Source organism: Shewanella sp. 1311 (genome assembly GCF_059338235.1).
The window spans coordinates 5,101,370-5,115,170 of sequence record NZ_CM181686.1 but is presented as its reverse complement, the minus strand read 5'-3'; the positions used below and the strand labels follow the sequence as shown (position 1 = coordinate 5,115,170).

Sequence of the window (13,801 nt, the reverse complement as noted above, 5' to 3'; positions counted from 1 at the left end):
CTCTTACAAATAAAAAGTATAGGGATCCCGATTGAGTGGATCCCTATCCATTGGAAAATAGCACCATGGCCTACTCTACCTTCTGTCAAACACCCAACGATGCCACCCGTGAACCTATGTTTTTAGGTCAATCGGTCAACGTGGCTCGTTACGATCAACAAAAATATGAAGTGTTCGAAAAACTGATAGAAAAGCAGTTATCTTTCTTTTGGCGCCCGGAAGAAGTAGACGTCAGTCGCGATAAGATCGACTACGGTGCATTGCCCGATCATGAAAAACACATCTTTATTTCTAACCTGAAATACCAAACCTTACTCGACTCGATTCAAGGTCGCTCACCCAATGTGGCCTTTTTGCCATTGGTGTCGCTACCTGAATTAGAAACTTGGATTGAGACTTGGTCTTTCTCTGAGACGATTCACTCGCGTTCATACACCCATATCATTCGCAATATCGTTAACGATCCTTCGGTGATCTTCGACGATATCGTCGTGAACAAAGAAATCTTAAGCCGTGCGACCGATATCGCTGCTTACTACGATCACTTGATCCAATTGACTCAAGTGTTCCATTTACTCGGCGCGGGGACCCATGTTATCGATGGCAAAGAAGTCATAGTCAACACTCGTACCCTGAAAAAATCCTTGTACCTGTGCATGATGTCAGTCAACGCCCTAGAAGCGATTCGTTTCTATGTTAGCTTTGCCTGCTCATTTGCCTTTGCTGAACGTAAGCTAATGGAAGGTAACGCGAAAATTATTCGCCTTATTGCCCGTGATGAAGCCTTACACTTAAACAGCACTCAGCATATTTTAAGCATCATGCAAGGCGGTAAAGACGATCCAGAAATGGGTGAAATTGCTGCAGAATGCCAACAGGAAGCTTTCGATTTATTCTTCAAGGCCGCTGAGCAAGAAAAAGAATGGGCAAAATACCTGTTCAAAGACGGCTCTATGATAGGTTTGAATGAACAGATCCTCTGCCAATACGTTGAGTTTATTACTAACCAACGGATGAAGTCGGTGAACCTGCCACAACCTTATCCTGAAATAACCAATCCATTACCTTGGATGAAAAACTGGTTAGAAAGCGATGCGGTGCAAGTCGCACCACAGGAAGTTGAAGTCTCTTCATACCTTGTCGGCCAAATCGACTCAGCGGTTGATGGTGATGAGTTCCTCGACTTCGATCTATAAGACACTTAAAAATGACGTTACAAAATGGCATTAAAACAGTGACATCAAAAAAACGGCCACAAAACCTGTTTGCGAAGGCGCCAATCGTGCGCCTTCAAGGTCAGCCTGTATTGCTCTTTACCGAGCAACAAGGCACTTTGCTGCAAGCACTTGAAGCCAAAAAAGTCAAAATCTTCTCAGAATGTCGTAACGGTTTCTGCGGTGCCTGCAAAACACGCGTCATCAGCGGAAAAGTCAGCTACTTAAACGAACCCTTAGCCGAACTCAAACATGATGAATGTTTACCCTGCTGCTGTGTGCCTACCGAAGATTTAGAGCTCGACTTGTCACCTGAAGGTGCTGCCGTAGTCACCTATGCGTGCCAACCTCGTCAGAGCAAACCCAGTTTGGCTAAGTCAAAGCAAACACAGCATGAAGCAAGCAACACGCGCACGTTAAAACAAGAAGTATTTGAAGACTAACAGCGCCAAGAATTAGACTTATCTATAAGCTGCTTTAAATGATCCACTCTGAATGAGCAACTTTCACTTTTTCAGTAGGCGGCGTTAAAACAAGCATTAGCTGTTAAACACAAAGTCCCTTTCAATACTGCCTTAATCAATCCGCGCCAATTAGTGACCAAACGCATTAAACCCCACTCTTCTTCCTTCTCTCTATTTTCAATGCATTCCCGCGGAAAACCAAAACAAAAAAGCCTGAACTCAGGTTCAGGCTTTCAGGATCTAAAACTTAACGCATGACGCCTAAAGCTTATTGCAGAAGACTTATCGAGTTTCTATAAGCGCATAGCCAGCTCAGCGCCTTGGCGGATTGCACGCTTAGCATCAAGCTCTGCCGCGACATCCACGCCGCCAATCAGATGCACAGGCAAGCCTGTCGCTTTCATCTCATCCACTAAGGTGCGATTCGATTCTTGTCCAGCGCAAAGCACAACATTATCAACGGCCAGCACTTCAGCGGTTTCGCCCACGCGAATATGCAGTCCCGCATCATCAAACTTATCGTAACTCACGCCCGTTTTCATCTTCACATCATGTTGCTTAAGCACAAGACGGTGGATCCAGCCAGTGGTTTTACCTAAGCCTTTGCCCATCTTCGACGTTTTACGTTGCAGTAAAAACACCTTACGATGATCGGTATTGTCGGATTGAGGTTCTGTTAGGCCGCCCGCATGTTGGTAAGTTTTATCTATGCCCCACTGTTGCAGCCATTTATCGGCGTTCAGCGTGCTAGATTGGCGCTCACACAAAAAGTGCGCCATATCGAATCCTATACCGCCGGCACCAATCAAGGCTACTGTATTACCGACAGTCACTTCACCCGAGAGCACTTTTTGATAATCGACCACCCGTGGGTCATCAAAGCCGGGTAAGACTAAATCACGCGGCACAACGCCTGACGCTATCACCACTTCATCAAACTTTTCGGTTGCCAACACACTGGCATCGAGGCGAGTGTTTAATCTCAGCTCCACCTTATGCAACTTAATTTGGTTGATGAAATAACGGATAGTTTCGTTAAACTCTTCTTTTCCTGGGATTTTACGGGCGAGATTAAACTGACCACCTACCTCGGATTTCGCTTCAAACAAGACAACGTTATGGCCACGCATGGCGGCATAGACAGAGAACGCCATGCCCGCAGGACCTGCGCCCATCACCGCAATACGCTTTTTATTGGCAGTGGGTAAGAAGTTGATTTCAGTCTCATAACAGGCACGAGGATTCACTAAGCAGGTCGCGCGCTTGAGTGAGAATGTATGATCAAGACACGCTTGGTTACAGCCAATGCAAGTGTTGATCAGCTCTGGCGTGTTCGCCGCGGCTTTATTCACAAACTCAGGATCGGCAAGGAAAGGCCTTGCCATCGACACCATGTCAGCTTGACCAGAGGCAATGATCTGCTCGCCAATCTCAGGGGTGTTAATGCGGTTAGTGGCAATTAAGGGCACAGAAACTGATTGTTTGAGCTTTTCAGTCACCCACGCAAAGGCGCCGCGGGGCACACTTGTCGCAATGGTCGGTACGCGCGCTTCATGCCAACCAATGCCGGTATTCAAAATGGACACGCCTGCTTGCTCTAACCACTGGGCGAGCTGCACCACTTCATCCCAAGTCGAGCCGTTATCCACTAGATCTAGCATAGATAAACGGAAGATAATGATGAAGTCTTTACCGACCTTTGCCCGTATCGCGTTAACAATCTCAATTGGGAATTGCGCGCGCTTTTCAAACGCGCCGCCCCATTCATCGGTGCGGGTGTTGGTGCGCGCACTGACAAACTGATTGATCAAATAGCCTTCAGATCCCATGACCTCGACGCCATCGTAACCGGCTTTCTTGGCAAGGGCGGCGGAGCTGGCGTAATCCTTAATGGTCGAGCGCACTTGGCGACTAGACATAGCAGACGGCGTAAAAGGTGTAATGGGTGATTTAATCTTGCTCGGTGCTTGGGAAAAAGGATGATAACCGTAGCGGCCCGCATGCAAAATTTGCATACAGATCTTACCGCCAGCCTCATGCACCGCCTGCGTGACCACGCGATGCTTACCGACTTGCCAAGGAAAACTCAGCTGACAGGCATGGGGCGTAAGGCGGCCACGAAGATTAGGGGAAATACCACCCGTCACAATCAAACCCACACCGCCCAGAGCGCGTTCTTTGTAGAACGCTGCCAGTTTCTCAAATCCGCCCTTTTCTTCTTCCAAACCTGTGTGCATTGAGCCCATAAGCACGCGGTTTTTGAGCTGGGTAAATCCCAGATCTAAGGGTTCTAATAAATGGGGAAACGACATTCAAACATCCTTTTAAAACAAGTGATTTAAATCAGCATACCTTGAGTCAAATCTAAGCTCAACCGTTGGATCGAGGCCATCAGTCAAAATCCTTTACAATTGTGTTTAGCCTGTAGCGCCATTTTCAGTTAGCATTGGCAGATTGGACTTATAAAGGAGTGACAGATGTCCGCTAACCCATCGTTTTTCAAGAGAATATGTTTGTTTATTTGGCACACCCTGAACGGGACGCGTAAACTGATCCTCAATCTGATCTTTTTTGGCATCTTAGCCGCCATCATTATTTCTATTGGCAGCAGCGAAGATATCCAAGTAGAAGACAACTCAGCGCTGGTGCTTAATCTGGCCGGCTCGATTGTCGATCAGAAACAACAGGTCGATCCCTTAGAAGCCGCATTCAAGCAAGGCCAAAATGCCAACGCAGATGGGGAAATCCTGCTCGCCGATGTGCTGTATGTGATTGACAATGCCGCACAAGATCAAAGGATTAGTACCCTAGTACTTGATCTAGCCGATTTGAAACGTGCCGGGATCAGCAAGCTGCAATCTATCGGTGATGCACTTAACCGCTTTAAAGAAAGCGGTAAAAAAGTGGTCGCCATCGGTAATTACTACGAGCAGAATCAATATTTCCTCGCCAGTTTTGCCGACACCATTTACCTCAATCCCCAAGGCGGCGTGTCGCTTGATGGCCTGAGTATGTACAACCAGTACTTCAAATCGGCCTTAGATAAACTCAAAATTAAAGCGCATATTTTCCGCGTAGGGACCTTTAAATCCGCGGTTGAACCCTACATGCGTGACGATATGTCCGACGCCGCTCGCGAAGCCAGCAGCGCGCTTTTAGCGGATGTATGGCAAAGCTACACCCAGACTGTCGCAGGCAATCGCAATATTGAGCCTAACTCGTTGGTGCCCGATGCAACCACTTATTTGGCCGAGCTCGATAAAGCCAATGGTGACTCTGCGGCAATGGCCATCAACATGAAATGGGTTGATAGCTTAGCTACCACGGAAGATTTTCGTCAAACCATGCTAGAAACCGTGGGCAAAGCCAGCAGCGGTGACAGTTTCAAGCAGGTGAGTTTTTATGATTATTTAACCTTAGTGACGCCATTGCCAAGCTTTGTTGAGCAAGACAGTGTCGGCATTATTGTCGCAAGCGGTACGATTCTGAACGGCACTCAACCTGCGGGCCAAATTGGCGGCGAAAGCACTGCCGAGCTGTTACGTAAGGCCCGTTTCGATAAACACGTTAAAGCCTTAGTGCTGCGCGTCGATAGCCCTGGCGGTAGCGCCTTTGCCTCGGAGCAAATTCGTCAAGAATTACTGGCACTTAAAGCAGCGGGCAAACCTGTTGTCGTCAGTATGGGCAGTTTAGCCGCATCGGGTGGTTATTGGATTTCGGCCAGTGCCGACTACATCTTCGCAACGCCAACCACGCTCACGGGCTCAATTGGGATCTTCGGCATGGTCACCACCTTCGAAGATTCTCTGGCCAGTATAGGCGTGCATACCGATGGCGTATCGACGTCGGAATGGGCGGGATTGTCTGTGACGCGCACGCTGTCACCGCAAGTTGAAGCGATTATCCAACGTCATATTGAACGTGGCTATTTAGACTTTATCTCGCTGGTCGCTAAAGAACGCAAGATGACCATAGAACAAGTCGATAAGATTGCCCAAGGCCGTGTTTGGAGTGGTAAAAAAGCCCTTGAGCTTGGCTTAGTCGATGAACTGGGTGATTTAGATGAGGCGATAGCTAAAGCCGCTAAACTCGCGGATATGACACTATTTGATACCCGCGTTATCGAACAAGAACTGACACCCGAGCAACGCTTTATGCAACAGATGTTTGCCTCAGTATCGAGCTATCTGCCCGCCTCACTGAGCCAATCATCGATGTTAGAGCAAATGCTAGCGCAATTGACCAGCAGCTTGAAAACGTTAACCTCTTTTGATGATCCAAATAACGTCTACATCTACTGCGATACTTGCAACATGATGAACTAAAGCTGCCAGCGTCTAGGTTGCTGCTCGCAACTTCAAGATGATGACAAAGACAAAGCCCGGCTCTCCGGGCTTTTTTATTGGGTTTATGTCAGTTAAATCGTATAATTCGGCCACTTGAAGCTAAGAAAACGACAAGAATGACTAAACGCTCCATTTATGTTGCCTATACAGGCGGCACCATCGGTATGCAAAAGACCGATAACGGCTTCGTCCCTGTGGCGGGATTCCTGACTCAGTGCGTGCAATCTATGCCTGAGTTTTACCATGAAGAAATGCCGACATTCGTAATCCACGAATACTGCCCGCTTATCGACTCTTCCAATATGGCGCCGACCGATTGGCAGATGATCGCCGACGATATACAAGCTAATTACGATAAATACGATGGCTTTGTGATCCTCCATGGCACTGACACCATGGCGTACACGGCTTCGGCGCTGTCGTTTATGCTGCAAGGCTTGTCAAAACCTGTGATAGTGACGGGTTCGCAAATTCCCCTTGCCCAGCTGCGCTCAGACGGTCAAACCAATTTATTAAACTCACTCTATATTGCGGCGAATTATCCGGTCGCAGAAGTGTGTCTATTCTTCAATAACAAACTCTTTAGGGGTAATCGCTCGACTAAGGCCCATGCCGACGGCTTCGATGCTTTTGCTTCGCCTAACTTCCCGCTACTGCTTGAAGCTGGGATTAAAATCAATCTGCGCGCAGGCAAAATCACCGTTGCCAACGATACCCCATTGGAAGTGGCGCATATCAGTCCGCAGCCTGTGGGTGTAGTGACCTTGTATCCAGGGATCTCGACACAGATTTTTGAGAACATTCTGCAACAGCCGGTTAAAGCCCTCATACTGCTAACATTTGGTGTGGGTAACGCGCCGCAGGATGCCGCTTTACTCAAAACCTTAAGGCAAGCGGATGAACGTGGCATAGTGCTGGTGAATCTTACCCAGTGTTTCCAAGGTAAAGTGAATATGGGCGGCTACGCCACGGGCAATGCACTAGCTAAAGCGGGCGTGATCAGTGGCGCCGATATGACCATAGAAGCGGCCTTGGCAAAACTGCATTATTTACTATCGAAAAATTTGCAGCCAGCGGAGATAAAAGCAGCCATGTTACAAAACTTGGTCGGTGAATTGAGCATAGATTAAAGATAGTGTCTTTTAATCTGTTCGTAGTTCTCAATCACTAGCAACAAAAAAGCCCATATTTAATGGGCTTTTTTATTTAAACTCAGATTAAACGACGTCAAATGAGTGCTTGTCTCGGTGCTTTTACAGAGAGCTATTTACAGAGGCTTTTGGATTGAAATTAGTTGATACTAAATCAATGTTAGCGTCACATAAATAGCTAGTCCTAGATCCACGCCTAACATCTTAGCAAACACAAACCACCTTGAAGTCAGTGAGTAATTTATAAATCCTGCACTTTAAACTCAGCAATCGGCTCACCGCGGAATTGCTTTTTCAGCTCGGCTTTAGACAATTCATTGATTTTACCGTCAGGCGCAATAGTGAAATGCTCAGTTTGCTCCAGCTTGCGAGCTTGATACAACATCACGACCTGCAGGGTCGATTCACGCTGCGCTTCACTTAACACAGTGCCATCTTCCCACTTACCCAGCTCTGCTGCACTACGAAGCCTTTCATAGACTTCAATGGGCATTTGATCGATCACTTGATTAATATCTGTCATACACTTTTCCGCTTATGTAACACGATTCTGACTCGTGTGATGAGATAACCCACAAAACCAAACACAAAGCATATTCCAGCGATATTCGCCCGCATACCTTCGGCAGGTTCACCACCCCAAAACCAAATAACCACACCAGCAATAAACAAGGTCATAGCAACAAAACTCTGATTCATTAAGCTGCTGGACTTTTGAATATGACTAATGCGCGATAAAGACTCATTGTCACCATTGGTGCTCGCTTGACAATGGGGACATGAAGGCGCCTTACTCGACATCCGCTTGCGACACACTGGACATTCAATTAATGCCATATCAGCCTCGCCCTAACGTAATTTATCAACAACGGCGAGCATGGCGATAAGCGATGCTTCACCTAAATAAATACTGCGCTCTGGCGACCAACCCACAAAAGGATCGGCCAGATTGTTATTGTCTTTAAAAGGCATTTCGAGGGTATTGGATAAACACTCGAAGGTCTGAGCGACCCAATTAGACGCAACCGTTAGATTCGCTTGGCCTGGCTCGTCTTTGTCATAGCCAAACTGAGTTTGGAAATCGGCACTGGCTAAGGTTAATGCTTGACTGAAGTCCGCTTGCAGCTGCGCCAGCTTATCATTGTAGGCAGGCACGCCCTCACAACCTGCGAGAAACACATAAGGTAAACCTTCATCGCCGTGGACATCATAAAACAAGTCGACACCGGTTTGCTGCATCTTGTTGACGACGTGGTAAACCTCGGGACTCTTTTCTAAACTTGGCGTTTGCCACTCGCGGTTAAGATTGATCCCAATCGCATTGGTGCGCAGATGGCCTCTGACACTGCCATCGGGATTCATGTTCGGCACTATATAGAAATTGGCTTTGTCGAGCAGCGCTTTCGCTGTTGGACAATCATTATCGAGTAAACGATTCACTAGACCTTCGACTAACCATTCAGCCATGGTTTCGCCCGGATGTTGTCTGGCGGTGATCCAAATATTGCGTTTAGAAGGATCGCCATTACCGACTTTCATCAGGGTAATATCGCGGCCATCTAAGGTCAGGCCTAAATGCTCTAAATTGACATCTGGGTGTAACTGGGCACTGCTGAGTAAATCTAAATGACGCTCATAGCTGTATGGCGCAAAGTAAGCAATTTGAATTGCATCGCAATCCAGCTCTAAGCTAATGCTCAGTTTGCCGTCTTGATACTGTGTAGGAATACGGAACCAATGTTGACGGTCGTAACTGGCTACTGCCTGATAGTCTTCCCATCCCTTGGTATAGGAAGCCGTCCCCGCGTTGATGATATTTAAGGTGTAATGGTTACCCACCTCACCTTCGAATCGAAAATTGAACCATTGATAAAACTCGCCGCCCGCATCGGGACGAATAGCAAGTTGAATATCGTCTTTATTATCAAGATTGACGACTTGGATATTTCCGCCATCAAAGTTGGCACTGATCCGCATAATGATTCCTAATAGGTTGTTAAAGCTAAGGGCTGTTAATGGCACGCGACAGATAGCACGCGGCACATTTTATTATATGGCCGATAGGATAAACCAAAACATCCCAAGGGGAAAACGAAAGCCAGTAAATTCAGTCAAGGCAGTTGTAGTCGACCTTTTATTGACCAAGTTTCACGCCAAACATCCGTCAAACTTAGCCGTTAACGAGGTGGTAAACGATGGTGTTAAGCCATAAAACTATAACCTTGGCCTCGTACTGTATTAATTAAGTTACGCGGCAAGCTGATGTTGGCTAATTTACGGCGCGTGTTACTAATGTGCATATCAAGATTGCGGTCAAATCGGCCCAGATCTTTTTGTAATACTGAGCGTTGCAACTCTTGTTTCGTGATGACTTGACCTTTCCTTTCAAACAGATATTTAAATAATTTAAATTCGGTTTGAGTCAAATCGACATAACGGGTGCCAATGGTGATCCTATGACTCATATCATCAAAGTTAATCACTTTCGCCGCCACAGTCGCTATTTGCGGCGAGTGAGATTGACGAGAACAAAGACGCCGCTCTAAGGCACGTAAGCGAACAAAAATCTCTTTGATACTAAACGGTTTACTCAAAAAATCATCGGCCCCCAATTCATAGCCTTTGATGCGATCGTCTTCATTATCCCGAGCAGAAATCATCAATACCGGCGTTGAGCATTCCCGCGCTTTTAACAGCTCAAAACCATTCATTTGTGGCATGACTAAATCAAGCACTATGATGTCAGGTGCAAAGCTTTCAATGCATGCCAGACCATCGACACCATTCACCGCACATGTAACTTGATGCCCTTGTGTGCCCAAGGCATCGGCCAACCACACACTAAACAAGGGATCATCATCGACTAAGAGTATTTTACTCATCCTTAAAACCTAAACGAGAATCTATATCATTTATATTACCATGCGAATCTAGATGACTCTAGACCTATTACATTAGTTAAGAAGTGTGATGTTGAAAACTGTGAACAAAATACGACATTAGAGGAAAAACTAAACGAAGATTGGCTATTTAAAAGTGATGAGTCAAATGATGTTTAGCCACTCAAAATCTGTGTCTGGTTCCATTTCACAATAAAAAAGCGCCTTAAGGCGCTTTTTAAACACTAAGAGTATTAACTTAGCTTAGAACTTAACCGTTACACCACCGTATATAGTACGGCCAATGGTGTCGTATACTTCAGGAACTGTACCAGCATCACTACCGTTAGTAACGTACAGAGGCTTCTCGTCAGTAAAGTTCTTCACCCCTAAGCTAACTGTTGTGCTGTCATTTACGTGATAAGTACCAGAAATATTGTGATACAGAATAGAATCAACACCTCTAACAGCAGCAAATGGTTCATCATTCACATCATAGTCAGTGTAATTATCATTCATAGATCGGATATAGCGGTTGAAGTACATTACACTCCAATCATCTTGACCCGCAGAAATGCTGAAGTTGTTACGAACACGAGAGTAAGCACCGAAGTTCCCATCGATAGTGCCAGTATAGTTTTCACCATCTTGCTCATAATTAATGAGGTATGTAGTGTCATTACTGACTTTCCAGTCTAACCCAAACAATGCAAAGCTATAAGCTAAGTTGAAATCAACACCGCTAGTATCCTGTGACCCAACGTTTGTTAATGCACTTGTTAAATTAAACAAATCACCATCGGCAGTAATATTGAATGTACTACATGCTTCAGCATCACCTTTATAACAATCATCTAAACCAACTTGAACATCTGCACGAGCAATAGCATTGGTTACTTTGAAACGCCAGTAGTCTAAAGTCAGAGACATACCATCAATATAGCTTGGTGAGTAAACTAAACCAGCGGTATATGACTCAGATTCTTCAGGTTTTAAATTTTCATCAGATGTACGATTAACTAAAATCTGTCCAGTTTGTTCACTCAGAGGTAACCAAGGGTTCGTTAAATAATCAAAAGAACCTGAATTACCACCATATAATTCAGCAACACTTGGGGCACGGAAACCTGTAGCAGCGACAGTACGTAACATAAGTTCGTCGGATGCGACATATGTCAACCCAATTTTCCACGTAGTTGCTTTACCAAATGTTGAATAATCATCTAAACGCAGTGCAAATTCACCCGTTAATTTTTCTGTAAATGGTACGCTCACTTCTTGGAAAATAGAGATAACGTTGTAGTTACCGCTTGTAGGGTCTTGCTGAGCAGCAGTACTATCGCCAGCGACAACAACTGGATCTGGATTATAGAAACCACTTTCACGACGGTATTCAGCGCCAATCGCAAAGCCCACAGCACCCGCACTTAAATCGAAGAGTTCACCATTTAAGCCAGCAGACAACGTTTGTTGTTCATTGCCACCAGTTGATTTCTCGTCATACGAAACGTCTTTCATCTCATTCGTCAGTGGAGACCCTTCAAACCACGCATATGGGTCTGCATAAATAGAAGCAGCCATTAATGTTGCGTTAATTGAGTTATCAACACCAGTTTTAGCCTCGTTCTTACCAAATGTGTAGTCCACATTCCAGTTCATACCAGTATGAACATCCAAAGAACCCGCTAATCCACCAGATAAACGCCAAGTATCAGTATCTTGGCTGTAAACACGAGGTCCAACATCATTCATACGTCTGTTATATTGCACTTGTCCGCGAGCGTCAGCTTTAATCCCTGCATCAACCATGCTTTGGTCAAGATTAAGGCAACCAGCAGTTGGATCTGTCACTCTTGGGTCGCCACAAACATTTAATTTGATTTGCGCAGGCTGTGCCGCAAGCTGTTGGTTTGAACGACGATTGGTATAGATAGCATCCGCGGTTAGTACCACATCATTACCTAACTCTTGTGTCATATTTGCAAATAAGCTACGGCGTTCGCTTGGCGTTTGGAAGTAAACGTCATTCGAATAATCATAACCTGTGGCTCTGTTAACCCAATTACCATTTGCATCAATAACCTTCTGGTTTAATGCACCAGTTGGAATAATTGAACTCGTATTATCGAGTGGGTCATACCAATCTCGATCACCTTGGATAACACCACGACGGTCAGCATAAGCAGCACCAAAGGTGTAGTTACCACCCTCTGTGTTGAAACCATATAATGCACTTACATCACCACTCTCACCGTCACCTTTGTCAGTGCCACTGCCGTTAAAATCGAGCTGGAAACCTTCAAAGTCTTTCTTAGTGATAATGTTCACTACACCGGCAATCGCATCTGAACCATAAACCGCTGAGGCGCCATCTTTCAGAATTTCAACACGTGCGATCATAGCCACAGGGATTGAGTTCAAATCCACTGCACTATCAGCACCAGAACCTGAGTTCACCATACGACGGCCATTCAATAATACAAGCGTGCGCTGTGACCCCATGCCACGCAAATCAACTTGCGCGACGCCATCTGCACCGTTGTTAGTGCTTGAACCCACGGCTGCACCCGCCATAGATGTTTGTACTTGTAGCATTTGGTCAACAGAAGTAAAACCTTCCGCTTTAATCGCAGCAGCATCAATAACGGTCACAGGTGAAGCTGTTTCCATATCTTGGCGCTGAATGCGTGAACCCGTGACTTCAATACGTTCAACTTTTGCTTTTTCTTCCGCTGCAAATGCGCTTGACGTTACAAATGCACCAGAAGTGATAGATGCAACGATAGCTAAGTTAATAGCCGACGCTACTTTGGTTCTTTTGATCATGTATGAATGCTCCCTAGATCTTACTATTATTTTTATGCTTACAGCTTGTACAACTATTGATGTACTAGTGTTGCACTCGATACTGAGGATTCACTTTAACTCCGTCAACACTCAAAATATTAACCAATTAAAAATTGATGTTAATAAATATGAGTTAACTTGTTTTATTTGATGGTTTTTATTTTCGATAAAACTTAAGCGATATAATTTATCAGAAGTTAAGTCTTAATGATGATAATTAATAAGTGATTAACACTGTTAATGAGTTACTTTTATGAAACATTCTCAGTGTGCAAAAGTGTGATATAGATCACGCTTGGCATGTGCGACGAGAGCTTTTGGTTGGAATGAAGTACTGATTAACCACCACTTAAACTGCATAAAAAAGGTTGTAAGCAACTAATGAAAAGCCAAAATAATTAAGATAATCTCACTAAATCAGCATATAACAACAGATGCAATCAGCATCAATTATGTTATTTATGCATATGGAGTAAGGTCACCAATAAAATTACAACAATAATATTACAAATTATTCAGCATGCTAAACCTAGCAAAGAGTAACTGTAGCGACTATTATTTTGAGGATTTAATGGCCTAAATCAAATTTGTTAAATTAAGTTAATCTCAGAGAAAAAAATCAATCTAAATAGTGGAAAACTCAGGCTTACGCTCAATAAATACACTATAGAGATACATTTGTTAATGAATATAGGCAAGCACTAATTGGCAATAAATATATAGATTTCTATATAAAAGCTATTATAAATGTCTAAATAGTGAGCTATAAAAGCCGTAAAACTTTTGAGTTTTGATACAACTTAATAATGAGGCGCGAGCAGCTATCAACTCATAAAAGCTCCTACATTTAACGCCAGATTAAACATCATTCGATTTGCTAAAGTGCGCTTTTACTTCACC

At 44.7% G+C, this 13,801-nt stretch carries 10 protein-coding genes; 4 read left to right on the top strand and 6 right to left on the bottom strand.

Going from position 1 to position 13,801, the window contains the following annotated elements; genetic code table 11:
- Positions 1-65: 65 nt before the first annotated feature.
- Together nrdB and yfaE are read left to right on the top strand one after the other, a co-directional pair.
- A complete protein-coding gene (nrdB, locus tag AC5YB3_RS22425) occupies positions 66-1,196 on the top strand; it encodes a class Ia ribonucleoside-diphosphate reductase subunit beta (RefSeq protein WP_413495265.1) in 1,131 nt (376 codons plus the stop codon).
- A gap of 11 nt (positions 1,197-1,207) precedes the next feature.
- Complete coding sequence (gene yfaE / locus AC5YB3_RS22420) at positions 1,208-1,657, top strand: class I ribonucleotide reductase maintenance protein YfaE (protein WP_494526216.1); 450 nt, start codon at positions 1,208-1,210, stop codon at positions 1,655-1,657.
- A gap of 314 nt (positions 1,658-1,971) precedes the next feature.
- Here yfaE and AC5YB3_RS22415 read toward each other — a convergent pair whose 3' ends face one another.
- Entirely contained in the window at positions 1,972-3,990 is a 2,019-nt protein-coding gene (locus AC5YB3_RS22415; protein WP_494526215.1) for an oxidoreductase, read from the bottom strand.
- A gap of 165 nt (positions 3,991-4,155) precedes the next feature.
- On the opposite strand from AC5YB3_RS22415, the gene sppA reads away from it, so the two are divergent.
- Complete coding sequence (sppA, locus tag AC5YB3_RS22410; protein WP_494526214.1) at positions 4,156-6,003, top strand: signal peptide peptidase SppA; 1,848 nt, start codon at positions 4,156-4,158, stop codon at positions 6,001-6,003.
- Between the two features lie 137 nt (positions 6,004-6,140).
- The gene (gene ansA / locus AC5YB3_RS22405; protein WP_006086774.1) at positions 6,141-7,154 is read left to right on the top strand and encodes an asparaginase; all 1,014 of its coding nucleotides are present in this window, start codon (positions 6,141-6,143) and stop codon (positions 7,152-7,154) included.
- A 262-nt stretch (positions 7,155-7,416) separates the two neighbouring features.
- Here ansA and AC5YB3_RS22400 read toward each other — a convergent pair whose 3' ends face one another.
- The 5 genes from AC5YB3_RS22400 to AC5YB3_RS22380 form a co-directional block, all read right to left on the bottom strand.
- The gene (locus tag AC5YB3_RS22400; protein WP_006081736.1) at positions 7,417-7,698 is read right to left on the bottom strand and encodes a YeaC family protein; all 282 of its coding nucleotides are present in this window, start codon (positions 7,696-7,698) and stop codon (positions 7,417-7,419) included.
- Complete coding sequence (locus AC5YB3_RS22395; protein WP_006081737.1) at positions 7,695-8,012, bottom strand: hypothetical protein; 318 nt, start codon at positions 8,010-8,012, stop codon at positions 7,695-7,697. Before AC5YB3_RS22395 ends, AC5YB3_RS22400 begins: the two co-directional genes overlap by 4 nt.
- A 12-nt stretch (positions 8,013-8,024) precedes the next feature.
- Positions 8,025-9,152, bottom strand: a complete 1,128-nt coding sequence (locus tag AC5YB3_RS22390; RefSeq protein WP_494526213.1) for a M14 family metallopeptidase — start codon at positions 9,150-9,152, stop codon at positions 8,025-8,027.
- Positions 9,153-9,376: 224 nt separating this feature from the next.
- Positions 9,377-10,057, bottom strand: coding sequence for a response regulator transcription factor SsoR (ssoR, locus tag AC5YB3_RS22385; protein WP_494526212.1), 681 nt, complete (start codon positions 10,055-10,057; stop codon positions 9,377-9,379).
- Between the two features lie 261 nt (positions 10,058-10,318).
- On the bottom strand, positions 10,319-12,880 hold the full coding sequence (locus AC5YB3_RS22380; protein ID WP_006086779.1) for a TonB-dependent receptor plug domain-containing protein: 2,562 nt from the start codon (positions 12,878-12,880) through the stop codon (positions 10,319-10,321).
- Between the last annotated feature and the right edge of the window lie 921 nt (positions 12,881-13,801).